At 43.4% G+C, this 24233-nt stretch carries 23 protein-coding genes and 4 pseudogenes; 4 read left to right on the top strand and 23 right to left on the bottom strand.

Going from position 1 to position 24233, the window contains the following annotated elements; all coding sequences use genetic code 11:
* Nucleotides 1-14: 14 nt before the first annotated feature.
* The 3 pseudogenes from KUA49_RS09435 to KUA49_RS09445 form a co-directional block, all read right to left on the bottom strand.
* Nucleotides 15-752 (bottom strand): annotated as a pseudogene (locus tag KUA49_RS09435) (conjugal transfer protein TraG); the annotation flags it as partial.
* Nucleotides 753-799: 47 nt separating this feature from the next.
* A pseudogene (locus KUA49_RS09440) lies at nt 800-2611 on the bottom strand (reverse transcriptase domain-containing protein).
* Between the two features lie 561 nt (nt 2612-3172).
* Nucleotides 3173-3724, bottom strand: a pseudogene (locus tag KUA49_RS09445) (conjugal transfer protein TraG); the annotation flags it as partial.
* Between the two features lie 749 nt (nt 3725-4473).
* Here KUA49_RS09445 and KUA49_RS09450 point away from each other — a divergent pair.
* The 3 genes from KUA49_RS09450 to erm(F) all read left to right on the top strand — a co-directional run bounded on the left by KUA49_RS09450 (nt 4474) and on the right by erm(F) (nt 7152).
* Entirely contained in the window at nt 4474-4914 is a 441-nt protein-coding gene (locus tag KUA49_RS09450; RefSeq protein WP_048316574.1) for a retropepsin-like aspartic protease, read from the top strand.
* 714 nt (nt 4915-5628) lie between these two features.
* Nucleotides 5629-6309 (top strand): UpxY family transcription antiterminator, encoded by a 681-nt coding sequence (locus tag KUA49_RS09455; RefSeq protein ID WP_049129570.1) that lies wholly within the window; start codon nt 5629-5631, stop codon nt 6307-6309.
* Between the two features lie 39 nt (nt 6310-6348).
* The gene (gene erm(F) / locus KUA49_RS09460) at nt 6349-7152 is read left to right on the top strand and encodes a 23S rRNA (adenine(2058)-N(6))-methyltransferase Erm(F) (RefSeq protein ID WP_118119549.1); all 804 of its coding nucleotides are present in this window, start codon (nt 6349-6351) and stop codon (nt 7150-7152) included.
* Nucleotides 7153-7476: 324 nt separating this feature from the next.
* On the opposite strand, the gene KUA49_RS09465 is transcribed toward erm(F), so the two are convergent.
* The gene (locus KUA49_RS09465; RefSeq protein ID WP_118354577.1) at nt 7477-8763 is read right to left on the bottom strand and encodes an IS1380 family transposase; all 1287 of its coding nucleotides are present in this window, start codon (nt 8761-8763) and stop codon (nt 7477-7479) included.
* 119 nt (nt 8764-8882) lie between these two features.
* Here KUA49_RS09465 and KUA49_RS09470 point away from each other — a divergent pair, with 119 nt between their 5' ends.
* Entirely contained in the window at nt 8883-9245 is a 363-nt protein-coding gene (locus KUA49_RS09470) for a hypothetical protein (RefSeq protein WP_053078087.1), read from the top strand.
* An 80-nt stretch (nt 9246-9325) separates the two neighbouring features.
* On the opposite strand, the gene KUA49_RS09475 is transcribed toward KUA49_RS09470, so the two are convergent.
* From KUA49_RS09475 to KUA49_RS09565, 19 genes and pseudogenes are all read right to left on the bottom strand, one after another.
* Nucleotides 9326-9481: a hypothetical protein gene (locus tag KUA49_RS09475; RefSeq protein WP_153093198.1), complete on the bottom strand. Its 156-nt coding sequence runs from the start codon at nt 9479-9481 to the stop codon at nt 9326-9328.
* A 21-nt stretch (nt 9482-9502) separates the two neighbouring features.
* Nucleotides 9503-10051, bottom strand: coding sequence for a hypothetical protein (locus tag KUA49_RS09480; protein ID WP_048317548.1), 549 nt, complete (start codon nt 10049-10051; stop codon nt 9503-9505).
* 19 nt (nt 10052-10070) lie between these two features.
* Entirely contained in the window at nt 10071-11336 is a 1266-nt protein-coding gene (locus KUA49_RS09485) for a relaxase/mobilization nuclease domain-containing protein (RefSeq protein ID WP_048317550.1), read from the bottom strand.
* The gene (locus tag KUA49_RS09490; RefSeq protein WP_048317552.1) at nt 11333-11728 is read right to left on the bottom strand and encodes a plasmid mobilization protein; all 396 of its coding nucleotides are present in this window, start codon (nt 11726-11728) and stop codon (nt 11333-11335) included. Before KUA49_RS09490 ends, KUA49_RS09485 begins: the two co-directional genes overlap by 4 nt.
* A 230-nt stretch (nt 11729-11958) precedes the next feature.
* Nucleotides 11959-12801 carry a hypothetical protein gene (locus tag KUA49_RS09495; protein ID WP_048317554.1) on the bottom strand — a complete coding sequence of 281 codons (843 nt, stop codon included), beginning with the start codon at nt 12799-12801 and terminating at the stop codon, nt 11959-11961.
* Between the two features lie 97 nt (nt 12802-12898).
* Nucleotides 12899-13348 carry a helix-turn-helix domain-containing protein gene (locus tag KUA49_RS09500; RefSeq protein WP_048317556.1) on the bottom strand — a complete coding sequence of 150 codons (450 nt, stop codon included), beginning with the start codon at nt 13346-13348 and terminating at the stop codon, nt 12899-12901.
* A 25-nt stretch (nt 13349-13373) separates the two neighbouring features.
* A complete protein-coding gene (locus KUA49_RS09505; RefSeq protein WP_048317558.1) occupies nt 13374-14513 on the bottom strand; it encodes a site-specific integrase in 1140 nt (379 codons plus the stop codon).
* A 339-nt stretch (nt 14514-14852) separates the two neighbouring features.
* Nucleotides 14853-15578, bottom strand: a complete 726-nt coding sequence (locus KUA49_RS09510; RefSeq protein WP_048317560.1) for a helix-turn-helix domain-containing protein — start codon at nt 15576-15578, stop codon at nt 14853-14855.
* Between the two features lie 231 nt (nt 15579-15809).
* Nucleotides 15810-17234, bottom strand: a pseudogene (locus KUA49_RS09515) (conjugal transfer protein TraG); the annotation flags it as partial.
* Between the two features lie 121 nt (nt 17235-17355).
* Nucleotides 17356-17658, bottom strand: a complete 303-nt coding sequence (locus KUA49_RS09520; RefSeq protein WP_256624730.1) for a DUF4133 domain-containing protein — start codon at nt 17656-17658, stop codon at nt 17356-17358.
* A gap of 29 nt (nt 17659-17687) precedes the next feature.
* On the bottom strand, nt 17688-18044 hold the full coding sequence (locus KUA49_RS09525; RefSeq protein ID WP_218411499.1) for a DUF4134 domain-containing protein: 357 nt from the start codon (nt 18042-18044) through the stop codon (nt 17688-17690).
* Between the two features lie 86 nt (nt 18045-18130).
* A complete protein-coding gene (locus KUA49_RS09530) occupies nt 18131-18442 on the bottom strand; it encodes a DUF4134 domain-containing protein (protein WP_181976460.1) in 312 nt (103 codons plus the stop codon).
* Between the two features lie 22 nt (nt 18443-18464).
* On the bottom strand, nt 18465-18878 hold the full coding sequence (locus tag KUA49_RS09535; protein WP_228113654.1) for a hypothetical protein: 414 nt from the start codon (nt 18876-18878) through the stop codon (nt 18465-18467).
* Between the two features lie 343 nt (nt 18879-19221).
* A complete protein-coding gene (locus KUA49_RS09540) occupies nt 19222-20172 on the bottom strand; it encodes a toprim domain-containing protein (RefSeq protein ID WP_218411498.1) in 951 nt (316 codons plus the stop codon).
* Between the two features lie 70 nt (nt 20173-20242).
* Nucleotides 20243-21295: an AAA family ATPase gene (locus KUA49_RS09545; RefSeq protein WP_176452239.1), complete on the bottom strand. Its 1053-nt coding sequence runs from the start codon at nt 21293-21295 to the stop codon at nt 20243-20245.
* Between the two features lie 196 nt (nt 21296-21491).
* Complete coding sequence (locus tag KUA49_RS09550; RefSeq protein WP_117694232.1) at nt 21492-21830, bottom strand: helix-turn-helix domain-containing protein; 339 nt, start codon at nt 21828-21830, stop codon at nt 21492-21494.
* 173 nt (nt 21831-22003) lie between these two features.
* On the bottom strand, nt 22004-22729 hold the full coding sequence (locus KUA49_RS09555; RefSeq protein WP_218411497.1) for a hypothetical protein: 726 nt from the start codon (nt 22727-22729) through the stop codon (nt 22004-22006).
* 287 nt (nt 22730-23016) lie between these two features.
* Nucleotides 23017-23394 (bottom strand): helix-turn-helix domain-containing protein, encoded by a 378-nt coding sequence (locus KUA49_RS09560; protein WP_117694227.1) that lies wholly within the window; start codon nt 23392-23394, stop codon nt 23017-23019.
* A gap of 14 nt (nt 23395-23408) precedes the next feature.
* The gene (locus KUA49_RS09565; RefSeq protein WP_218411496.1) at nt 23409-24107 is read right to left on the bottom strand and encodes a hypothetical protein; all 699 of its coding nucleotides are present in this window, start codon (nt 24105-24107) and stop codon (nt 23409-23411) included.
* Nucleotides 24108-24233 lie beyond the last annotated feature (126 nt).

A 24233-nucleotide genomic window follows, 5' to 3' on the forward strand; every position in this document is an offset into this window, starting at 1 on the left:
TCGTTTATGACTTGTTACATATACTCATCAAATTTCCTCTTGGGTTTGAGGTTCAGCACATGGCCAGTCTGGTTCACCTTCTGGGCAAATGGTAGGGATTTGGTGATTCCTGACAGTTCCCAGTCTCGGCAATAGGCTTCGATGGCATGCTGATGGTCGCATTGCAACTCTTTCTTGTAGAGTTTCAGCGCTTCCTTTTCTGCTCGCTCGGTGGTATAGGTCATATAGCACTCGTGAGGTTCCTCAACTCCAAACACGCCTCCGACACTTCCTCTTCGGATAAAGACTTCTCGGAAGAAGCTTCTGCCTTCCTTGTTTTCAAGTCGGTTGATGGTGAAGATCTTCTTGCAGTCCACATCTGTCAAGCCAAGGATTGCCTTGATCTCGTCGAAACGTTCACGGAACTTGCTTTGGTCAAGCAGCATCACCACATCAGAGTTGTTGATGATGGCTTCCTTCACGATAGGACTTCCCACGATGTCCTGGATCTCCTGAGTAACCACACCCACCGATGCCCAGAACTTACGGGCTGTCTTGTAGAGGTACTTGATATATTCTGCCATCATTGGCGAAGCTATGGCTTTCCATGCCTCTTCAATGACAAGCACCTTGCGGTTCTTTTTGATACGCATCTTCTGGATGAAAACGTCCATGATGATAAGTGTAACAAGAGGGAAGAGGAGAGGGTCATGTAGGCTAAGCACCCAGCGCCTTGCCATATTACTATGGTAGGTTTCCAAATGCTCGCCCCCGAACCGGACTTACACATTTCGGCGTATCCGGCTCTCCATTAATTCTATCAGTCTATACTACCGTAATGGACTTTCTTATGGCAGCTACGACATAAAGCTATCGTCTTACGCTTGCGTGCAATCATGTGGCGTTCCCAATCTTCCTTTCCTTAAAGGTCTTTGAGTTTTCTCACATGGTGCATATCAAGTTTTACGTTTTCCTTTCCACACAATTCACAACGGTTTGCCTTTAATCTGTCGATAAGACTTGTTCCGTGGTAAAAGTATTGAACAGGTAATCTGTCATAGCAATCTCCATATTCTTGTTTCTTACGCTTGAACCCATCGTGGTAAAACTGCCTCTTTAAGGTTTGTCCTTTTCTGTTCTTATAGCTTACTGTGAACACTCCGTCTTTCTTGTATTTCTTGCAGATTTGCACTACAGAACTTCTATACTTGGACGCATAGGTTTTGTACATGCTATACTCCATGATATACTTGAATGTATGAAGCGAATGACAATTGTTTGCTATTGAATAGAAGTTATAGATACCTCTTATTTCAGCATTGTATCTTTCCAAGATTTCCAAGTCATCACTGTTGATGAGATATGGTCGGTGCTTAGGCTTGTAAAACTCCTTTCCATTGTGCATCTTTATCTCCAATGCACCATAGTCAAGGAGTTTCTTTCTAATCACTTGCGTCGGCATCTTCAAGTACACCTTATTATTAAAGGGTCTTGTCAATCTGCCAGCCTTGTTTCTCTTGGTCAATACAGATTTGCGGATATAGATTTCATAGCCGAGGAACTTTGCAGACTTTCTTCCATGTGTAATGAGTGTCTTCTCATCTGAAAGTTCAAGCGAAAGCTTCTCGGCAAGGAACTTTTTGATGTCCTGCTTGATGGCTTCCGCCTCTTTCTTTGTTCCAATGACAGCACACAGAAAATCATCTGCATACCGTACATATTTTAGGCGTCTGAAATTTGCATCCATATCCACACCACAAGGAATTTTTGCTCTTTCCTTATCAAAGTGTTTTATTTCTTTGACTATGGATTTGCGCTCTTCCCTGTCTGTTACCGCTTTGAGTTTCAACACTGCACGACTTTTGCCGTACTCAAATTTCACCCTTTCGGGATTGTCTGCTCTTTCCTTGCCCTTGTTGAATTTTTGGATGTATTCACGCATATAAGTGTCAAGTTGGTCAAGGTAGATGTTTGCCAATATCGGGCTGATTATTCCACCTTGTGGCGTGCCACTATATGTTTTGTTGAATACCCAATTTTCAATAAATCCCGCATTGAGGAACTTGCGTATCAATCGAAGAAAACGCTCATCGTCAATTCGCTTCCTTAAAATGTCTATCAATGTGTTATGATTGATATTGTCAAAGAAGCCTTTTATGTCCCCTTCTATGAACCAACGTGTCCCATTGAATGACTTTTGAATTTGTTGCAAGGCTGTATGACAACTTCGTTTGGGTCTAAAACCATGGGAATTGTTGTCAAAGCTACCTTCATATATCGCTTCCAAAATCATTCTGACAACTTCTTGAAGAAGTTTGTCGTTGAATGTGGGTATGCCAAGAGGTCGTTTCTTCCCATTCTTCTTGGGAATATAAACTCTCCTTGACGGTATGGGCTGATATGACTCGTCTTTCAACGAAATTATCAGTTTTTCAATGCGTGATATACTCATGTGGTCAATGGTGGCGTTGTCTGCCCCCTTGGTCATGTTACCCTCCTTTGCATAAATGCGCTGATAGGCAGCATAGTACATCTGTTCATTGAAGAGCAGGCGGTAAAGCCGCTCAAATTTATAGTTCGGTTGTCGGCTGTGTATAGCCAGACTGTTTAATACTCTTTCTGAATTTCTCATAATGTCTCACACATTTTTCATTAATTGTATTAAAAGAATTAACTGCCTCCCTTTGCCATGTGCAGGTCATTATCCTGCTCGGACTACTACGGAGGCTCCGTTGCCTTGTCAGATATTCAGAGGTCTGCACCTCATAGCCTTACAAGTGGCTTTCCGATTTAGGCAATCCCCGTTTGCTTGCATAATAACTCTTGCCTGATAGACAGGAGGATATGACTTTCGTCCTTTTCTGCTTATTGCAGATGCGTCGTGACAAGTACATGCTCTATTCTCCTCAAAGACTGGAAAATGAGTGTCACGATACAACGAGTTTAGCTATCTTACGTTGCAGGTACGCGCAGATACCGCTTGGACTATCATTCAATCAGTATAGATTTTATCCTTTGTCTATCTTTTCATCCCACCATTCAGTCGCAATCTGATAGCTGATTGACTTATGGATTTCCTACATGCTACACTCCCCATCGTCTTTCGTTGAATGGATAAGTAGGCGGATGATAGGTCTTTTCAATGTACACTTGCCTAATTCCTTGCTAATGGAATAGTTATTTATGCAGCCTTGACGGGCGCACCCTTGATGGAGTCAATCTCAAAGACGATGAAGGTCTCATCAAACAGCTTTGTGTCGAGGTTCTCATTGAGTGTAAGCTCATGACTACCACCCTTGTAGAAGTCCTTCAGCAGATAGTTGTAGGATGCCAAGTCTATTCCTGCCAGATTGTTCTCCTTTATAATCTGAGGAATACGGACTTTACTGTACTCGTAGAATGTGTTGAACGACAGGTTCTCTATTTGTTTCTTCATGAAGTATTCATCGAAGTATTCCGTGATAACCTGCTCTATGAGACGGTCTTCCGTCTTGGTGACTTCACCTTGGGGTCCTTTCCAGATGAGCATGACCAGATTTTTCAGGAAGCCTATCTTCTCGATGTTCAACTCCTCACGCTTGATGGCAAAAGGATTCATCGTGATAGGATGCTCGTCTGTGTAGCTGATATATTTGCCACCGACATATTCGCAGAGTCCTTCATATGAATTACCGGTATCAACCATCACAACGTCGGTGTTCTGTTCCCACATCTGACGGACTACACTATTCATGAAGAAGCCTTTTTATATATCCTAACACGCTGAGCCACAGTACTCTCTTGAAAACAACAAATTCAAAACGGTACAAATTTTGAACAGGGGAAAATCTATAGTTCAAGGCACTCGGCAAAGAGAAAAAACTATGACAGGGGCAAAAAGCAATTTTAAGATTATTTATGAAAATATTTTGGGCAATTTTGGCTGGTTGCTATCCAAAGAGCGCATTTTTGATGAAAAGTCCCACTTTCATCAGCCATAAAGAGTGAGACAATCGAAAAAGAAAAGGAGGGGTGAGAGAGCCTTGTTTGTGGCTTCTACATAGGGCGAAAATGGATGTCTTGTACCTCGGTTGTATCTCAGTCGGCATATAATGCTGAAAGACAATGCAGGTTAATAATTCGGCGGCAATAGAATAGCGTTTGAAAGACGTATTCATTGTTTAGTAGTTTTCCTGATAAAATGTTAAATTTAGGGTAGTTAGATTAGTTTTTCTTCCAATTGTTTGGTTTTTTGGAATTGAATGCCTACCTTTGCATTGACAAATCCCGCTCGCTTCCCATAAGAACAGCGTACCCAGCGGGACATTTTTTAAATTGTAGGTATATGAAAGTTATAAAGAACAAGACAATAGATTTTGCAACCGCAGTTCAGGCTCCCGTCATTAACGGAAATAGAGCTGCACGGACAGGTTATGTCCGTTTGGTTCGCCTTATCACTGACGAGCCTGTTCCTCAACAAACTTCATATACGGGAAAAATTGAGTTGAGGTAGGAATGGCTGTATATACAAAAGAATACGAATCCCAGCCAGAGGCTATTCTTACAAACGTCATTATCTGTCCAGCCGTAGATTTGTCGGCAAACGTGGCTGTTCCTGTTCATTGCCAAGTTGAAAATGTATTGTGGGACACAGGAGCGACCAATACATTGATTTCACAGGAAGTTGTAAATGCTTTAGGGTTACAACCGAAGAACAAGGCTCTTATTTCGAGTGCAGGAGGTGATGTCGAATCCTGGACTTACCTTGTTCATGTTATCCTTCCAACAGGAACAGCAGAGTTGAATGTTCAGGCTCTGCTTAACGACAATTCAGACTATGATGTGGTGATTGGCATGGATATTATAAATTCATGCGACTTCTGCTATACAAACAAAGACGGCAAAAGTACATTCTCCTTATGTCATCCAGCAAAGGAGAAAATCATTCTGAAATAAACCAGCCATAGGCTTTCTTTCAAGAAAGACATGTGCGACAACAATAATGACAGATGTGACATTCGCATCTGTCTTTTGCTTTTTACGCCAATAAGAGGCCATTTCCTTACACAAAATATACGAGATTTGAGCAAGAATTAGTTAATTATGGTTAAATTTAAGGTTTATACATACTTTTCCATAACAAAATGAGGTTGTATTGAGATTTTCTTTGTACTTTTGCAGCGGACTATTATCGCCATGTTTATAGCCATTGAGGTTAGACGTGTTCTTTCGTGATGGCATACAAGGCAGCCTACGCCGTGCTGAGTATGGCGGAGTCATAATGACAAAGCGGTACAAAGCGGGCATTGGGTGGGAAAGATAGTCCAGACATAATGAAGGCGTTTACTAACGCTCTGTTTAAGACAGTCTGTAATCTAGCAAATTAACAGTTATCATAGTCTTGAGCAAAGCCAACGGTAGATGTCCCGGGTGTGATAATATCGCTCCTGCGGAGACCTGTAAGCACGGATTGTACCTTTTCGGGCACAACAATTGTTTATTATGGTCTCCTAATGGAAATGATTATTCATATCGGCGTGGGCTCTGACGTTGTCTGTTCAACTATGATAGGCAATTGCTAGAGCCTCAGACTGTGGAATAGACAACAGACGTTTCCACGCTCTTTTTATGTCTATATTGCTATTAACGAGCAACGACATATAAGCCGATATGAACGCATTGCTTAATGCGCATACCAAACGAGGTTGCGATTCACCTCCTCACATTGGATTTGCCTCCAATGTCTCCCCCGAAGCCCAAAGCTCACAAACAGGGGTGTCCTCGGAATATGTCCAGCAGGAAGGTTACAACTGGTTTGTTCTTCGTGCTACTTATAACAGGGTAAATGCAGCCGTAGAGAAAGCAAAGAAGAATGATATTAAGACATACGTGCCGATGCACTATGTACTAAAAGTGATTGCTGGGAAGAAGAAGCGAATACAACAGCCTCTTCTTCCCAACTTTCTTTTTATATACGCCACAAGGGAACAATCAGACAGTTTTGTGAAAAAGACAGTTGATGCCCCAATCTCTTTTATAAAATATTATTTGGATAAGACGCTTCCTCCAGAGGCAAACGGTAAAAATCCTCCGCTTATTATACCATACAATGCAATGATAAATTTTATCAAAGCAACAAGTACTGATAGTGAGCATGTACGCATTGTTACAGCGGAACAGTGTCACTATAAAAGTGGAGATAAAGTACGAGTAATAGCTGGTGACTTCAAGGGAGTGGTTGGAAAAGTTGCCAGAATAGCAGGACAACAAAGAATTGTTGTTGAGATCTCGGGATTGTGCCTTGTCGCTACTGCGTATATTCCTACTGATTTTATTGAGATTGTCAAATAATGCCGAAAGGCATATTGTTTAATTTAAATTTTTTATTTTATGAAGACAAAAAAGAAATTGCCCGTTCGTTTTACGGGTCAGCACTTTACTATTGATAAAGTGCTAATAAAAGATGCAATAAGACAAGCAAATATAAGTAATCAGGATACGGTTTTAGATATTGGGGCAGGCAAGGGGTTTCTTACTGTTCATTTATTAAAAATCGCCAACAATGTTGTTGCTATTGAAAACGACACAGCTTTGGTTGAACATTTACGAAAATTATTTTCTGATGCCCGAAATGTTCAAGTTGTCGGTTGTGATTTTAGGAATTTTGCAGTTCCGAAATTTCCTTTCAAAGTGGTGTCAAATATTCCTTATGGCATTACTTCCGATATTTTCAAAATCCTGATGTTTGAGAGTCTTGGAAATTTTCTGGGAGGTTCCATTGTCCTTCAATTAGAACCTACACAAAAGTTATTTTCGAGGAAGCTTTACAATCCATATACCGTTTTCTATCATACTTTTTTTGATTTGAAACTTGTCTATGAGGTAGGTCCTGAAAGTTTCTTGCCACCGCCAACTGTCAAATCAGCCCTGTTAAACATTAAAAGAAAACACTTATTTTTTGATTTTAAGTTTAAAGCCAAATACTTAGCATTTATTTCCTGTCTGTTAGAGAAACCTGATTTATCTGTAAAAACAGCTTTAAAGTCGATTTTCAGGAAAAGTCAGGTCAGGTCAATTTCGGAAAAATTCGGTTTAAACCTTAATGCTCAAATTGTTTGTTTGTCTCCAAGTCAATGGTTAAACTGTTTTTTGGAAATGCTGGAAGTTGTCCCTGAAAAATTTCATCCTTCGTAGTTCAAAGTCGGGTGGTTGTCAAGATGATTTTTTTGGTTTGGTGTCGTCTTTTTTTAAGCTGCCGCATAACGGCTGGCAAATTGGCGATGGAGCCGACTTTTAGCACAAATGTTGAATAGAATTACTAATCTTCAACATTGCACAAAAGTTCAACCTCAAATCCGCAACCGCCCTCATAAGATGACACAGAGGTCAAAAAGGTAGCGACACTGTGGCAAAAGAGGGTGCAACGCAGCAAAAATCGCCACAAAGACGCATTAAATCCCCTTACCCCACCATGCGACTTGAGGCAATACGCAAAATCACGACCATAAGTTGTCGGTGTCATCCAAAGTCATTCTGGAACACATCAGCATAAGCGTTGTTGCATGAATAGATATTCAGCACATACTGCCTTGATGTCCTGACCCATTTGGCTGGCACAGAGATGAACTTGAAGACAAACGCCTTGATGCGGCTTGTTGCTTTGAGTCCGAACCTCTTCACGTCAAGCCTCGCCATGATGAATTTATAGAAGTTGCGTATGAGTGCCGTAAGCAGAAGAAACACCGTGTTTTCTCCCATGAAGGATTTTGGAAGCCTGTTCCAGCCGAATCCGTTATTCATTTCATCGAAGATGCGTTCCTTCCCTCCACGGAGGTTATAGAATTTGACAATCTCTTTCTCGGAAGACTCGTAGTCATTTGTAAGGATGCAGCGGTAGGTGTATTCGCCTTCCCACAGGTCAATCTCACCGTCAATTCGCTTCTGCCTTTGGATTACAAGACGGTATGCCCTCCCTTTCCATTTCTCAACAAGAATGGAGTTCAGTTCAAACTCAATGCCGCCCAGTTCCTCTCTCTTCCACCCTCTGAGTGCAAAGATGTCATCGTAGAGCGAACCGCAGCGGTTGGCGCGGATATAGAAAGTCATGCAATGCTTTCCGACCTCTTCCACAATTTCCTCTGAGCAGGATCCGCAATCTGCCCTGAAACGATTGACTGTCAATCCTTTCTGTTCAATCCTCTCAAAGAATCTCCTCAACGTGTCCTTCTGGTGGAAACGAACGTTAGTGTTGCCGTCGCTGTTCTCTATGCCGACAATCATGTCGCCAATGACAGCCACACCTGGACGGTACCCGAGAAACTTCTTGTATGTGGGTTTCGCATCAAACTTCTCAGCCTCTATGAACTGGTGGTCGAAGTCAACGTCATACCCCTCGCCCTCTTTCAGCTGCCCTGTGGACAATAGGCAATTGAGGAGCAGTGTATTCAGCATGTCTGCCGTGTTGAAGTCGTAGGTCTTGCCAGTGTCGGATGTGTAGGAAATGTTATCCTGGGTCAGTTCCTTTATGGCTCTGAGAATCGTGTCGGCACTGCATGTGCGAAGTGTCGGATGAAGCGAGAGGTGATACATCAGATGAGTGGTGACATCCTCTATGCATGAGCCGCCACAGAAATAAACGCTCATAAGCGAACGGATGATTTCGCTGTATTGATAACCATACAGCCTACATCTCATACCGAGGGTTGAGTCGATTACAGATGAGAGATTGGAGTCAAATTGCTCCATTATTGAAAAAATTCCTCCAAAAGGAGAGAGTTTCTCAGATTTTATTGCTACCTTTGCCATGTCTGTCGGGTTTGATACATATTTTGATTTGCAACACTAAGATAGGTGAAAAATCTGACATGGCAAAATCCTGAGCAACTTTTTGTTGCTCAGGTACTTATAAAATAAGTTAAACTAAAATGCTGCGGAATTTAGGATATCTTGAAGAAGAACGTAATGAACAAATTAGAAAAGAAAATGAGAGACGATTCCAACAAGAGCAACAAAGGATAAACAATCAACGTCTTCATGAGATTAATGAACGTAATCGCATTGCTTTAGAACGGGAAAATGCGAGGAGAAGAGCAGAGGAAAAAAGAAAAGCGGAACAAAAGCGAAAAGAAACCAGTCGCACAAACACAAATGTTCCTCCGTCGCAACCGAAGAATAATCGTTGGTCAATAGGCTCTAATCCAACTCTTCTTCCACGAGCAACCTCATCAAAAACAGCAACTACAAAAACAAACTCATCTAATAAAACCGATGGAAAAGAGGGAAAGTAAGTAATCTTATTGCAAAATGAATTGTATATGCAGTCAATCGCCAGTCGGTTGGCTGCATTTTTTCTGTGTGCAAGGATGGTCTATTCGCCACCGATGGAGGGGCGGTTAGCACCGCTCGCCTCCAGATAGTCGTTTACTGCGTCACGCATGGTGAACTCTCTCATGCCTGTCTTTGCCCAGTAGATAAGGGCATCAACAGCGGCTTTTCTTGCCTTGCTGTATTCGTTGTCTGTCATGATTCTGATGTTTTGAGTTTTCTAAAAAAGTGTGATGCATATCCAAATGGTGATTTCAACAAAGATGATAGACCAACTTAGGAAAGCCAAGCCGAACATCCAGGCATAGGTGCTACCGTTGAAGTATGCACCCTCCTCGATATTGCGGATTCGTTTAAGCTCTTTCTGCTGGTGAGTGAACAGGTCGTTTATCCGCTTCTCATGCTCGTCAAGGGCTTGCTTGAAAGCAGAAATGGCGGTGTTGTTCCGCTTATCCAACTGGGCAACTCCTTCATCGTTGATGCCGACTTTGAGGTTGCTCTGCTCTGCCTTGACTATGGCATGGCATATACTATCCACGATGTTGTCCGTGCTCCTGTGGGCAGCCATAAGTGCCACTTTCGTTGATTCCAACCTCCGATAGGCATTGCCCAGTTCCTCCTTTGCCTCATAGAGTGCTTTCTTGGCTGATTCAATCTCTTTCAGGGTCACTTTGATTTCTTCCTTGCCACTCTCGATGTTCTCGTCCTCCTGCATCTGATTGTACAGGTTAAGCACATCCTGTGTGGCATCTTTCTTGTTTCTTCCCATACCGTTCTTGTTTGAAAAGTTATCGTTTCATGCCTCTCTTTATCGGCTTGCAGAGTGTGTTTGCTTGCATTGCGCAACGTCTTGCCCATTCACGGTCATCATCGTCCTTATCACGTCCCCAGCCACTGCCAGGACTGCCACCGCCACCACATGACTCAGACATCGATGTGGCAGCATCAAGGTAGTTCATGAAGAGCAGCATGGCTACATTCAGAATGTCAGTGTGGCTTGCGGATCCATTCTCGGGAACTTCGATACAACTGTTCATCGTGTCGTAAGCAGTTCTCGGCATGACTATGCTGAAACGCTCACCATCGACTTCAATAATCTTTCTCAATCCGGCAGGAAGGTCAGGTTTGGCAACATTGCTTGTACGAGACAGACCACCTTGCGATGCCGTATTTCTGCTGTCCAATGTGGTAGCGTTTGAAACAGAAGGAGAAGGTCTTTGACCAACTGCAACAGGTGTTGGCTGAGGGTGCAGCTTGCGGAAGGTATTCCCGATTTTCGATGCGGTGAGATTCCTTCCTACACCCAGTTCGGAAGCCTTGATGGTAGTTTTTCCGAACTTGAAGCGGTAGCCATGCACCCTGCCTTGACCATTCTTGTCACGGATAAGCTCGATGTCATATCCCTTTGCCCTCAATCGGTCGGCATATTCATCCCAATCAAAGAACGGCATTGAACGCAGCACATCCATACAGGCTTTGGTCACCTCTGCAATGCGTTCCTGACGAATATCCATGGCATCCTTCCAACCATGACGCTGATTGATGGCTTTCGCAGCCATCACGGCACGCTCACCGATGAACTTCACATCATTGAGATTACCGTCCATGTCGATGCGGTTCACCACCAGATGCAGGTGGGGAATGCCACTCTTGGAGTCACGGTGAAGGGCGGCAAAATATTGTGAGTTGGCTATGTTGGTCGGCTTGACCGAAGTTGCAGCCTTGCCTTTCTTCTTGCCGATGTGGTTCACCTTGGAGATACCATCCATCTCACGAATGAACTCGTCAAGGAATCTTCTCCAGTCCTCCATAGTCCAGTTACGTGCCTCCTCCTCAGATGGGGAAAGCTCAAAGCGGATGGACGTCAGTTCGATGGGCTTCTTGGCATACCTCTGCTTGAACATGGACTGATGCAGCACCATCTCGTCCCACATGCCCATCGGCGGCAGACCCTCGCTGAGATGGTTGGTCTTGACGATGTCCGCGCGATTGTTTTTGGTTGCGTAATTGGTCATTGCCTGACCATGCTGAATTGCTGACGCTTTTGCTATCATAACATATCCAAGAATTTGTCTCTAATGCGGCTCAATTCCTCTATCAGGGTGTTGATGCCTTGAAGCCAACGTTCCATGAAGTCGGCTCTCTTGAAGAGTTTTAGTCTCTCGGTCTGTGGCAGGGCATGAAGCGCATTGCGCACATAAACCAGTTCAGACCTTGCCCCGATTAAGCCCTTCAAGGCTTCCTCCTGCTCTGCGGTCATGGGTAGGGATGGCTTGTGTCCGATGCCTAAGTCATGAAGATATGTGCTCTTGCTCCTGCCTGACAGTCGGGCATTATGTACTACCAAGTCGTAGTGTTCTTCTGTGAAACGAACGTCAATGTGTCTGGTCTTCGGAGGTCTCTTCCTTGAGGTTTTCTCCGTGTTGTTATTCTTGTCTTTTGTCATTGTAGATGGGGTTTATAAAGTTTATACTTGATATAACAGGACAGCCAATGTGAGCCTGCGAACATTCAAGAATGCCAGTAGGAAGCGGTGGGCGAAGCGAAACCGTCTGACACTGGTACTTCTTGTTTAGACCTCCGAAAAAAAACTACGGCTAATAGAGGTAGCGGCTTCTGGATAGCTTGCCTGTCGGGAACGTCAATAGTCGAAATAAGGGAAAAGTAGAGATGACATCATGAGTGACTTGGGGTGATATGCGCGCCATGTCTCTCCGTGTGATCCTCGCATCGTCCTTCATGGGGCGGTGGCTGCAAGAGGTTGCCCTCGTCATCATAGACAGGAGACGGCAGCAACTCAATGGGTGATGCCCCTTCTCCTTGATTGCAGTCATCTTCTGACGGCTGTCCAACCTCATACTCAAAATGGTCATCACCTTCCTTTTCCCTTTGTTTGAAGTCTTGTGGTATCGGAGAAGGATCTGAAAGTCCATCCCCGATAACATGAGAATTAACGAAAGGGGAAGAGGTATTATAAGAGGCAGGAACATGGGGCTGCAGAATGTCAGTAGTGGCAGGATTGACGCTGCTGTCTTTCTGCTGACCTATGCCATTGGAAAGATTGCCTTCCGAAGAGCAAGCGGTATCGGATGGGACATTGGACACCGATTCCTCTTGGGTGGCGGAAGTCACGGATTGACGGTTGTAGAAGGGGTTCTTGATGGCTTCCTTGATGCCGTCAACGTACCAGAAGGCGATGCATAGTATCGTATGTATGGAGGTGCGGTTGTTCCTCTCGGTTGAGAGGATGCCCACCTGATTGAACAGTTCCACCACCTTTGCCGCTGTCTTGCGGTCACACTTCCAAAGGGCAGACAGCTCAACGGTAGAGATGGCAAACTGCCCGATGGAGAGAGAAGCGGAGAAGCCTGTCTTCAGATAAACACTTGGCTTGGTGGATGCCATTGATACAAAAGTGCCGAAGGCGGTCATGCGGTGGAAGCCCTGCCTGTCATCCTTCAAGAAATCGAGCTGTTCCTTGGTCAGCAGGATTCCGTATTTTATGCTTTGGTTACTCATCTTGAAAAACTGATTATTAGTGAAACGGATTACTCAGCAAAGAAAGAATGAATAGTTTCTCTTTCCCCTTTCGTAAAAAGTAGATTACATGATTCTCTTATCCGTCATGCCATTCTTCCCCATCAGGATTTTTCTCGCCCTTGACCCTCTTCATGGAGGCAGGCTTGTTCTTCTTGCTTTTCTGCAACATTGCCAGATGAGCCTCGAAGTCTGCCTGTTCCTCCTGGGTCGATTCGTAAGGCTTGTCCCATGAGCCACCTGCCTCAATCCATTTTATCAGCTGGTCTTTGAAGAAGTAGAGCGTGTTCCCTCTCTTGTAGAAAGGAATGCGCCTTTCAGATGTGTAAGCATAAAGCGATGAGACTTTCTTTCGGACGAAGGCACTTGCCTCTCTGATGTCCATAAGAACATGGTCATTCTCGCTCGGAGCATTGCCTATTCTCTGACCAATGTCATCAAGACGAGTCATCATCGTATTGACCTTTGTCAGAAGTTCGCCAACTGCACTGGGCAGTTGGTCGAACGATAATGATTTGTTTTCTTCCATTTGTTATCCTGATTATGTTTTTCACTTATGTCTGGTCACTCTCTTCCTTTGTTGGTATTTTGAGCGAGATACGTTCTGCCGCATCACGTTTGAGTTCGTCCACCACATCGGCATACACCTGAGTAGTGGCAAGATTGCTATGGGTAAGCAGCTTGCTCACGGTGTAGATGTCCGTTCCCTCTGCCAACTGCAAGGTGGCAAAGGTATGACGGAAGCAGTGGAAGGTGATGTGTTTCTCGATGCCGGAAGCCTTTATCCACGGTTTGAGATACAATGCCACTGTACTGTTCGTGAGATTCTTGAACACCTGTCCAGTGCTTCGCTCGCCACAGAGCTGCAAAGCCTCTTCGCTGATAGGCAGGATTGCAGCGGTGGAAGTCTTCTTTGTGATAATGTCCATTCCCCAGCCGCCATCAGCCAACTTGACGATATTCTCCCACTGGAGTCTGATGCAGTCAGAAAGGCGAAGACCTGTAAGGCAGGAGAAGAGACCTGCACGGCGAAGGACATCACTCTTGCAAGGAGTCTGAGACAACTGCAACAACTCTTCCTTGGTGAGGAACTGCCGCTTGTTGCCATGAGCCTTGGCACGCACAAGTTTCTTGGCGATATTCTCTTTGAGCAGTCCGTCCTCGTATGCGATGGCAAGGATGCACTTCAACTTGGTAAGGTTGTTGTTGGCTGTTGTTCCCATCATGCGCTTGCCGTTGTGCATACAGGCATCCGACAACAGGTAGTCGAGGAATCCCTGGCAGTACGGAACGGTAAGGTCGCAGAAGCGGCACTCGCCATGCGTGTAATTGTGGAAGTGCATGTAGGCGGTTGCCCAGTTCTGGCTGCTGCCACGCTCAATCATGAGGTTCTTGAAATATTCCAAGAAGCTCTCCTTGCCCTTGTTGCGGTCGAGGAAGCCATACTCCTCATTGATGATGGACTCAGTCCTGCGGCACTTGATGATTTCCGCTTTCTGAATCATACTTTTGTTGTACTCCTGCTGAAAGCGTTCAACAGGGTTGGTGTAGATGTAAAGACCAAGGTACTCCCTGCGTGAGAGCTTGCCTGTCTTCGGGTTGCGGATTGGAGGATAGAAATCCAGATAGAGGGAAGTCTGTCCGTTCTTGATAGGTCGTTTCCGCACGGTGACCTTTGTACAAATGTTCGTCATATTGTTATTCTTTTATTATTCTTACCGATGTGTATCTGTGGATGCGAATAGCCATGGTCGCAACGCTTTAACTCTCAAATCCGATGCAAAGTTAGATTGCCGTGAAAAGAGAAAAGCAAAGATGGCTTCAAATACAGCCAGAATTTAACCTGAATTTGCTTTTGAGTATGATTTTACGCTCAAAATCAGACTAAAAGCAGGTATTGGATGCGTTTTTTGTCTTATATCCGTTACTCTGCGTTGTGGGTTTGTTTCGACCGACATGGATGGGTGCTGCATAGCAATTGCAACGGCATGGGTCGTATATGAGTTTGTTTGAACCATCTCTTGACTTGTGTCTCACTTCCGTTTTGCCTTGGTCGTAGTACTGCTTTTCTCTGCCTTCTTGCGTGCAGCCTCCCAGTCTGCTTTCAGATAGTAGTTGGCTCTTCCGCCTTTGAACTTTCGGATTCTCACTCCATGGGTCTCCGCAAATCTGCGTACCTGTGTCTTGCCTAATCCGTAGAGTTTCATGATGTCGAAGCAGGTGTACCAGTCATCGGAAATGTTCTTACCCTGTTCTTCATTATAAAGCCCGATAACCCTTTCCACGTCTTCTTTCTTGAAGCAGGTCGTTCCCCATGCGTGAACTGACTGGAGTTGGTAACGATTGCGGACTTCATAGAATCTTCCATACTTGATATTAAAGGTGCTCAACACCTCTGCCATTGTGTAATGGGTGTCGTGGGTTACTCCATCAGGTGCTCTTTCACCAGCCCTGGGAGTCTTGCGACACTTTGCCAACTTGTTGACTGAGCCAGTCTCGGCATCTTTTAGCCTCTGTGCTTTCTTGGACGTTGCTCCTTCTAACGATAGGGAAGAAGGGAGAACCACCTGATAACCTTGTCCCTTGGCTATTTCAAGAAGGTCTTGCAAATAGATCCTGGTCATGCGTGTACCGAAATTTACGGCTCTTAGCCTGCCTTGACGAATAAGACTGCGTACTGTCTTGACGCTGATGCTTACTGCCTGCGCTGTTTCCTCTACGGACATCAGCACGATTGGAATGCGAGTTGTAGTATTCATTTTTACCGTTATTTTTGAATTTTGCAGTGACTCATGGGGGATGGTCCTTGACGGAAACTTTTAAGAGGAAACAAGGGGAAATAAGAGGAAATAAGAACCCTCATTAAGAACCGTGTGTCCCTCTGCCCATGGTACAACCGTGGTACAAAATTACTATAAACGGATGAAACTCGCAATAGGCGGTTGGAGCGTTATGTTAATGAATATGTATTGAAAATGAGCTATTTATGACGTTTCTCTAAGTTTTGTTTGGAGTTCTTTTCGATGCGTTTTAGTCCATATGACATGCATGTGGAAGGACTTACCACTTCCCGAAGGACCGAGGCAGAAGAAATTGGAGTTATCCGTTATCTTGTTCTTTCCTTCCTTTCCGCTGATGTCGATGGCAACAGGCACACCTTGGCGGTCTGTATAGTAAATCTTCAAAAGCGTTTCCTCACTATGCTGAATGCGCTCTTTGTACATGAGACAGGCTGCTGCATCACTGAGAGTTAGGAAGCGGTCATACTCTGGGTTGGTGGAGTAGCAATTACCAGGGAATGAGTTGACAAACAGCTCCAGCTGGTTGTAGGCTCTTTTGCTGATATGAATGCCCAATCGGCCAAAGGAGTTCTCCAGATGGTTGGTACATTTCTGAATATCAGCATCTATAGGTACTCCAACGACAAGGTTGAAGTGGGCATATACCAACTGCTTGTTTTCTCTTGCTATCACATCCTGCACCTTCTTGATGTCCTCCACGGCTATCTGGTTGCTTGGATTTGGCATACTGGCATGACGATTTTTCTTCTTGTCGAGTAGGGAGAGTTCTCTTTTCTGGTTAGGAATGAAGAACATCTGGTTATACACAACTACATCGGCAGATGGGATGCTGTCAACCAATGATACCATATCCACTGGCATTGAAACATTGTTTACCTCAATGTTTGTGAAAGGACGGACTATAGATGGTGTGCTGACACAGTCAACATCAACAAGACTATAGACCTTGCATCGTTTGTTGCCCATACAGATAGACTCTTCATCGACTTTGAAGTTGGTCATTGATACAGTCTTGTCGTTAAAGTTCATCGAGAAATAGCGGTCAACATATTCGCGAGCTGTATTTCCGTCCAGATAGGAGGCTTCCACGCCTGAGTCCTTCAACTGGTCTTTGACCTTGCGAATTTTCACCATAAAGTCACGCCATTTCTTGCTATCAAAAGAGAAGATACGGCTTTTCTTATTCTCCTGGGTGATAATCAGATAAGTCTGGCTGTCGGTATAGGAACGTCCATTGAAATACTTGAAGTAAGACTCTGACAAGAACTCATGGTTGTCGTTACTCTCATCCTGGAACTGCTTACGCACGAAGACATCCTGCTTATGAATGGCATAGCCTTCACCGAGGGTCTGGGCAAGTGCGGTGACAAGATGATTGAACTCATAATAGCTGTCTATGTTTGCAGAATACTTCTGCACCGGGTTCTCCATCTTCAAGATGGCAGAATATTCGCCAGTCTTGGTGTAGAGCACGCCAATGCCATCCACATCCTCAACAGAGAAGTAGATGTCCTGAAAGATTTTCTTGCGTTTTCCTCCGGTTCCAAAGGCAGAGACTGAGATAGCCATGCCTATGAGTATTGCTACAAATGCTATGATTACATATATGATCATTGTTATTTGCTCTTTTATCAAATGAAGATAGGCTCATCCTTGCGAGAGGGTGAGCCTACCGATTTACACTATTCAGATTTCAACACACTTGCTCATTTGTTTACGTTTGAATTTTGTTTGATTACATTCTATGCGAACAAGCATAGATGAACACACCATGCTCTTCCTTCTTGGTATGCAACCCTTTCTTCTGTTTGAAGAAGATGAGAGCAGCTCCCGAACAGAGGGAAACAGCGAGAACCACAAGACCAACCACAAAGCCGAGGATGCAATATGCTATGATGAAGCCGAGGATGGCTCCACCAATGGCACAGGCTGCCCAGGTGATGTAGCGTCCCTGGAATCCCATAAATTCAAGGGGCTTCTGGAGACCCTTGAACATGGGATAGCTTACGTACTGATTTTCTTTTACTTCTCCTGACATGATGTATTCTTTAATGCTTGAACGATAGATTAGAGGCCGAAGAACAAAGGCAGAGCCTGGGCTGCAGCAACGAGGAAGATACATGCGCCAACAACCATCATGATCTTCTTCTTGACATCCTGCTCCTCATTGTTCATAGCGATGTAAACGCTGATAGCACCCACAACGGCTACTACACCAGCAATGGCATAGCAGAGCTTAACCACAAAAGGTACATACTTGGCAATCTCCTCCGTCACAGTTGCGAGGGCATCTGTTCCGGCGGTGTAATCACCAGCTGCATTCTGTGCATAGGTCGCTAATGTTCCACAGAAAAGGAGCATGGCGAGCGTCTTCATACGCTTGGCACTGAAAAGTTTTTTTGTGAAATTCTTGATTTTCTTCATTTGATTTCTTTTGATGTTACTTAAAAAATTTACACTCATTTATCTCTCCTGCAGGTTGAGATGTTTTGTTATCCTATCTTTTTACCTTATACTATATTATAACCGAAGAATGCAGGGAACAGGATAGTTGTACCTATCATGAAAAGGCAGGCACCAATCAGCATCATGATGGATTTGGTTACGTCACCTTCGCCCGTATTCATCTTTATATAGATTTGTAAAGCTCCTATGATGGCTACGATGGCTGCTATGGCATACACCAGATAGACTACATAGAGCATCATTGTTACCGTAAAGTCATGAGCATTGCTCAGAGCGTCTGCTCCCCAGCTATAATCGACACCTCCGCATTTGGCTGATGCCAACATTGGCTGGAAGAGCATGACACCTATCAACATTATGGCAAACAAAAGATTGTGTTTACAGCTTATCTCTGGCATTCTTCTTTTCTATTTTTCGGGTGTTGTGCTTGTTGTTGAGATTCTGCATAAACTCATCTGAGAGGTAACTGCATTGTGGCACTGGATCTATGTGCTCCAAAATCTCATCGTTTTTCTCATTGAGTTCTTCACTGGTCACGGTATGTGACTGTGGCTGCTGCGACAGCTCTTCATCTGAAGGAGGTTGCGGATATGGTACGTTTCCTGTCGGGTTGACAACTCTGAGTCCATCATCCGTGATTTGCTCCGTGAAGGTCATGTCACCTTCGTCAGGACCCTCGTTGCGTTCTTCGATTGCAACTGGCTGTTCCTCATTGGTCAAATCACCTACATCATAGGTCTCTTCTTCTGTTTTCTTTTCATCCTTCTTCCCATGTAGGTCTAATGTGATCATTACTGCAAAGTACACTACATACACAAAAGTGAGGACGAGCGCAAAAATTACGAATCCTGACATTTTCAATCTGAATTTTATTTGTTATTTTTATTGTTATCATACTCGGAACTTACATCCGACGAGTCGGCGTATTTCCCAAAAACAGTGCAAAGGAACATATATTTGTGCGATAAATGAAAAAACAAAGCTAAAACTGTTTCAGTCTTAACACAGATTATAAAAGAAGTATGATAATATTTTAATAATCATACTATAAAATAACGAAAGGGCGTATAAAACAAAAAAGGAGACCCTCTCGAAAGAGAACCTCCTGATTGGTTAGTGTCATGGCAGTTTCACACTATTTGGGTGGTTTGATGATACCATTGATTACATCATTAACATCTTTGTAGTTGACGTATCGATGAGATTCATTTATCACCTTATCCTGATAAGCAGCTTTTATTTTCTCTACAGTCTTTGCACCTGCATCATCGTTATCAAGATAACAATGTATCACGGAGTATTCCTGCAGGTATGGCATCAGAACCTTGATGTTACTGACAGAGTTGAGAACGAGATAGTCGCATTCATGTGGCAGGCAAAGCCCATTTCCTGTTATCCATCTCTTGATACTGGCATATGTCAGCATATCAAAGAAACCTTCAAAGATACAACATTCTTTGTGTGGCTCGTTGTTTGGTCTGATAATTGAAATCGACTTTTTGCCGATGCTACGTTTGCTGTATTTGTTTCTTGCTTCCATTCCGCCCTCGATATTCTTGAAGGCTATGGCATAGTAACTCTTGTCATAGATACGATAATGTACTTCCTTGCAATACTCCTTGGCTATGTCATAGTCTATTCGTCTCTGCAAAATGTAGTCTCTGAGATAAGGGTGACTGAGCTCAACAATACGCTCAATGATGGTGCTGGCTTCTTTTGCCTTCTCTCGCTGGGCAACTTGGTCTTGCTTCCAGGCATCCTTTCTCTCATCTTCCTTCCTTTGGGCTTCATAATCCTCAGAATATTGAAGATGGTGTTCCTTTATCTTCTGTTCCAGATAGGTCAGAACTTCATGGTTGTTCCAAGAAGGATTCATTTTCTGAACCAGATTGATGAGATTGCCACCTTCGCCTGCTCCAAAGTCATTCCATAGATTCTTCTTGGGACTGACATTGAATGAAGGTGATGCCTCAGTCCTAAAAGGAGACAGATACCAATAGTTCTCCTTTAATATATAGACATGATGATAGCCCTGTGATTCCAGGAACTGCACAATGCTGACTGATTTAATTTCTTCTATAGTCATGCTGTTACATATATTATGGGCACATATTAGTTTAATATATATATACCCGGTTAAACTTAAACTCGTAAACTCACTTGGACGGAAACAGAGTTGGGTGATAATGGTAGCCGTCTTTTTCTTTTGTTATCAGCTTTCGTTCATTGAAAATCTTTAGCATCTCCTTCACAGCATTATCACCACGCTTGTAGCCTTCTTCGGCGTAAGCTTCACCCAGAGCCTTTACCAGATCGACGTATCTCTGTGGAGTACTCTTGGAGAATATCTTTTGAAGTACCATCGTATGAACATCGTCTGGCAGAGAGGTGAGCGGCTTGTCTTTGGGCTTGACAACAGTGACGTGATAACCGACATCAAGTACAGGCAGAGAGTTGTCGTCAATGTGAAACGCCCAGCTCGAAAACTCTTTGTCTCGCATGTGCATGGGTCTTACCTCACTGATATTGGCATCCTGCTTGTTCTTACTGATAATCAACACCGTTTCTGCCTTATTCTCCAGCTCTGTACCAATATGACCACGAGTATTGTTGTCATTCTTGTTTAGGTGGAGCACACAATGAATATGCAGATCATACTTGCTCGTCCATGCCATTAGCATCGTCATTACGTCTGTGGACTCCTTGGCGTTGTTAATGTCGTACATGAGATCTCGCAAACCATCGATAATGACAAGTCCCACGCCATCAAAAGTTCTTAGCGCATAATCTATGAGGGCTATGCGGAGAGTAGGGGTGAACTCCCTTAGACCATAGAATTTGATGCGCTTGTCTTCCTTGTTAAGGCTGAGTCCTGCCAGTCGGTAGATTCGCTCAACAACATTGTGGCAATGATAGCGACTCTGCTCGGTATCGAAATAGAGAATTTGTCTCTTTCCTTCTGGAAAACTTGCCCGGTAGTTGAGTACCGTGGAATTGGTTAACGCAGCTGCTACCATCGCCGTGATGTTGAATGTCTTTTTACTCTTTGCCTTACCTGTTGATGCGCTGAAATTTCCGAAAGTGGCTATGGTACAATCACCGACCCATAACACCTGGGGTGGTACGGGCGGTTTTTCTGAAGCTTTTATCTCTCCTTGTCTGAGATAACTTTCCAGTTCACTGTCGTTGAAAGCACTCTTGCACAGCATGCCTACTTCCAAGGAACTTGCTGCAGACCCTTCTTTCTCACTTTTACTGTTTCTTCCTCTTGCCATTGCTTCTTTCAATTTGATTTCTACACTTTGAGGGGTCAATCACTATCTCAGACTTTTCCAAGAGAGCCGTCAGTTGGACATCAGAATAAACTCTGGTCTTGTTTTTCTTTCTGTCTTTCATAACGCTTCTCTATTTGTTGGCACTGTCCTTTCGTGCCAGGGTGATATGGTTGTTGCGCATCCATTTCAAAAGCTCCTTCTTGTCGAAATAGATGGTTTTGCCCTGTGGCTTGTAGTGAGGAATCTCCATGTTCATGGTGAGCTTGTAAATCTGCGACTGAGAAACGCCAAGATATTCAGCAACCTCGGTGGTGGTGAGCATCTCTTTGTTTGAGAAATATCTTTCCTCAATCTTTGAAAGACGCTCGTTAAGTGCCTCAGGTTCTACCGAAGTGAGTTCCTTTACTCTCATTTCCAAAAGTTCTACTCTCTTGGCAAGTATGTTCATGTCAATTTTGCTATTTCCCATTTTCTTATTACTTTTAATGTTAGACAATAAGGGGGCTACCCCCGAAACTGAATCGATTCGGGGGCAAAATTACCCCAATAAAATCTAATACAACTGACCTTACTCCTGACACTCGGAAGTGTCAGGGGGGATGTAAGGAGATTTTTCTTTTCAGTTGTTTAACTTACTTTACTTCATCGCATTTCTTTCAGTTGTTTTGCAAAATCCAGAAACTCCCCACTTGGGAATTTTGCAGATGAAGTCTTCAATTCACTAAGTCGGCTGCTGATAGCACCTCGTTTGGATGCCTTTCCCGTACTCTTAGGGGTGAGCAGCTGATTGTCCGCAATAAGTGATACCCAGTTGTGGGGAATCATCTTCTCGATAGACAAAGCATACAGCAATTGAAGTACCTGTCGCATGTTGACTACAACCAGAGATTCATCCAACGCACATTTGAAGAATCCGTCCATCGTTTCTTCATCGATACCATCTACAAAGAAATTCGACTCATTGGCGAATTTCGTAATGAGTCGAATCTGTTCTGTAGTGAATGAAGCAAGAATGCGAGGGCTTTCAACCACAACTTCAATGTGGTTGAACTCATAAACCATTGTCTCAAAGTCTCCTTTCTCAAATGAGGACTTGGTGAAGTACTTGGTGACAAGGTCTTTTCTGGTAGTAAGCAACTCATACAAGCTGAATACATGCTTGAAATGGTTGCGGACAATCAGCTCCTCGGAAGAGAAGACCGGCAGGTGATAGCTAACAAAGTCGTTGACATATCTGTCATACAACTTGCCATCATTAAGGATTTCCGACTTGTACTGCTCGTAAGCAGCACGATAGAGTGTCCAAAGCTCATCTTTGGAAAGCTCAATCTCTTGTTTTGGACAATGATCTGAGCACTGTAAACACAAAAAGAGAGAGCACAGAGGAATTGTTCTTCTGACTCATATTACTTTTTGTTAATGAATAAATTTGAAATACGCCTGCTTAATGAAGCAGGCGGAAATGTGTATTTAACTTGACGTTTATTTATTATGTAAGTCATCATTTCAGTGCAAAGATACACTAAAATTGTGCATTCTATCTGCATTCAGTATAAAAAATAACATCAGTATGATTATTTAGACTATTCTCAAAAGAAAAGCCTACATTAGGGAATATCCAATGTAGGCTTCTGAAATTTAGGCTCTTATCCGTCCTATAAAGTTCTTCGTTTTGGTCTTTTGCTGAGAATCTGATTAATCTCCATGGTGCTGATAGGAGCCTCTATCTTGCAGCCAGATTCTAACCATTTGATAAGGTCATCCCTAAAGAAGGTGTATTTCTTACCCTTCTGATTGACAGGGATTTCTCCGTTCTGTATGTAAGTGTACATAGTGGATTTCTTGATTTTAAGAAATTCACAAGCTTCCTTCACATCCATTGGAATATGATCTGACAGGGAAGGTCTTTTAGTTCTGCGTACCTCTTCTCGAATCAGTTCCATAGACTGGTCAAGAAGATCGAATCTTTTCAGTATCTCTGACAATACTTCCGGTATGTCATTGAATGTTATTTGTCTTTCTTCGTTCTGCATATTAAAAACTTTCTTTATTTCTGATGATGAAATTGATAATCATTGTAATCGGGTACATCAATCTCAATTACGCATTTGCCCTTCTGTCTTAATGTACGTCTCATGCTTTCTACTTCAACATCTTTGAGTTCGGTAGGGAAACATAGCTTTATGAAGGTTGCTCGTTTCTGACCGCTCCAACCAAGGCGTTCTCCAATATTCCAGGAATAATGCCTGATGTCGAGAGTATTCAAGGTTCCATTTGTCTTCACAGGAACAATACATGATTCAGGGATGTCGTATAGTTTGATGTTCTGGCACAGTATCTCCAAATACTCATCTGTCATATATGGCGAAAGTACAGAGTAGGTGTAGTCTTTGACCGCATCATATTTTGAGCTTTCAAGACTATACTGCCTGTTGCGATAGCGTTCACGCATTTCTTCTGCTTTCTCCACATCCGATATGGATGGTTCGTTGGAAGAAATACTGTTGTTGATCACGATGTCTCTCACAGCTTGGGGCTTACGTAAACACATGAATGCACAGACAATGATGGCAAATGATATATAGTAGAATATCATCGGCAAAGAGAAACCGGAATCTGAGTCGGAAACTGTCATCATCAGGTTAGCAATCGCTCCATCTATTCTTGGAGCGACTACTATCATAATGATGGTGAGCATATTCGAAATGAGGAGAATCAAGAAGTTCTCTTTTAACTTTTTAATCATTGCAATTGTTACTTTTTGGAGTTTTTGTGTCTGCAAAGATATAGAGAATCTTGCTATTTTCTACTATTTCGTATCAACAAAATGCGCCTCTTAAACACTATTTATTATTCTGTGTTTCAACGTTTT

The organism is Segatella copri, from assembly GCF_019249655.2.
Lineage (GTDB): Bacteria > Bacteroidota > Bacteroidia > Bacteroidales > Bacteroidaceae > Prevotella.

What these genes read in the sequence shown, in the direction of transcription:
- KUA49_RS09450 (WP_048316574.1), top strand. Translation starts at nt 4,474, where the DNA reads ATGGCTGTATATACAAAAGAATACGAATCCCAGCCAGAGGCTATTCTT.
- KUA49_RS09455 (WP_049129570.1), top strand. Translation starts at nt 5,629, where the DNA reads ATGAACGCATTGCTTAATGCGCATACCAAACGAGGTTGCGATTCACCT.
- KUA49_RS09465 (WP_118354577.1), bottom strand. Translation starts at nt 8,763, where the DNA reads ATGGCAAAGGTAGCAATAAAATCTGAGAAACTCTCTCCTTTTGGAGGA.
- KUA49_RS09470 (WP_053078087.1), top strand. Translation starts at nt 8,883, where the DNA reads ATGCTGCGGAATTTAGGATATCTTGAAGAAGAACGTAATGAACAAATT.
- KUA49_RS09475 (WP_153093198.1), bottom strand. Translation starts at nt 9,481, where the DNA reads ATGACAGACAACGAATACAGCAAGGCAAGAAAAGCCGCTGTTGATGCC.
- KUA49_RS09480 (WP_048317548.1), bottom strand. Translation starts at nt 10,051, where the DNA reads ATGGGAAGAAACAAGAAAGATGCCACACAGGATGTGCTTAACCTGTAC.
- KUA49_RS09485 (WP_048317550.1), bottom strand. Translation starts at nt 11,336, where the DNA reads ATGATAGCAAAAGCGTCAGCAATTCAGCATGGTCAGGCAATGACCAAT.
- KUA49_RS09490 (WP_048317552.1), bottom strand. Translation starts at nt 11,728, where the DNA reads ATGACAAAAGACAAGAATAACAACACGGAGAAAACCTCAAGGAAGAGA.
- KUA49_RS09495 (WP_048317554.1), bottom strand. Translation starts at nt 12,801, where the DNA reads ATGAGTAACCAAAGCATAAAATACGGAATCCTGCTGACCAAGGAACAG.
- KUA49_RS09500 (WP_048317556.1), bottom strand. Translation starts at nt 13,348, where the DNA reads ATGGAAGAAAACAAATCATTATCGTTCGACCAACTGCCCAGTGCAGTT.
- KUA49_RS09505 (WP_048317558.1), bottom strand. Translation starts at nt 14,513, where the DNA reads ATGACGAACATTTGTACAAAGGTCACCGTGCGGAAACGACCTATCAAG.
- KUA49_RS09510 (WP_048317560.1), bottom strand. Translation starts at nt 15,578, where the DNA reads ATGAATACTACAACTCGCATTCCAATCGTGCTGATGTCCGTAGAGGAA.
- KUA49_RS09520 (WP_256624730.1), bottom strand. Translation starts at nt 17,658, where the DNA reads ATGTCAGGAGAAGTAAAAGAAAATCAGTACGTAAGCTATCCCATGTTC.
- KUA49_RS09525 (WP_218411499.1), bottom strand. Translation starts at nt 18,044, where the DNA reads ATGAAGAAAATCAAGAATTTCACAAAAAAACTTTTCAGTGCCAAGCGT.
- KUA49_RS09530 (WP_181976460.1), bottom strand. Translation starts at nt 18,442, where the DNA reads ATGTTGATAGGTGTCATGCTCTTCCAGCCAATGTTGGCATCAGCCAAA.
- KUA49_RS09535 (WP_228113654.1), bottom strand. Translation starts at nt 18,878, where the DNA reads ATGATCACATTAGACCTACATGGGAAGAAGGATGAAAAGAAAACAGAA.
- KUA49_RS09540 (WP_218411498.1), bottom strand. Translation starts at nt 20,172, where the DNA reads ATGACTATAGAAGAAATTAAATCAGTCAGCATTGTGCAGTTCCTGGAA.
- KUA49_RS09545 (WP_176452239.1), bottom strand. Translation starts at nt 21,295, where the DNA reads ATGCTGTGCAAGAGTGCTTTCAACGACAGTGAACTGGAAAGTTATCTC.
- KUA49_RS09550 (WP_117694232.1), bottom strand. Translation starts at nt 21,830, where the DNA reads ATGGGAAATAGCAAAATTGACATGAACATACTTGCCAAGAGAGTAGAA.
- KUA49_RS09560 (WP_117694227.1), bottom strand. Translation starts at nt 23,394, where the DNA reads ATGCAGAACGAAGAAAGACAAATAACATTCAATGACATACCGGAAGTA.
- KUA49_RS09565 (WP_218411496.1), bottom strand. Translation starts at nt 24,107, where the DNA reads ATGATTAAAAAGTTAAAAGAGAACTTCTTGATTCTCCTCATTTCGAAT.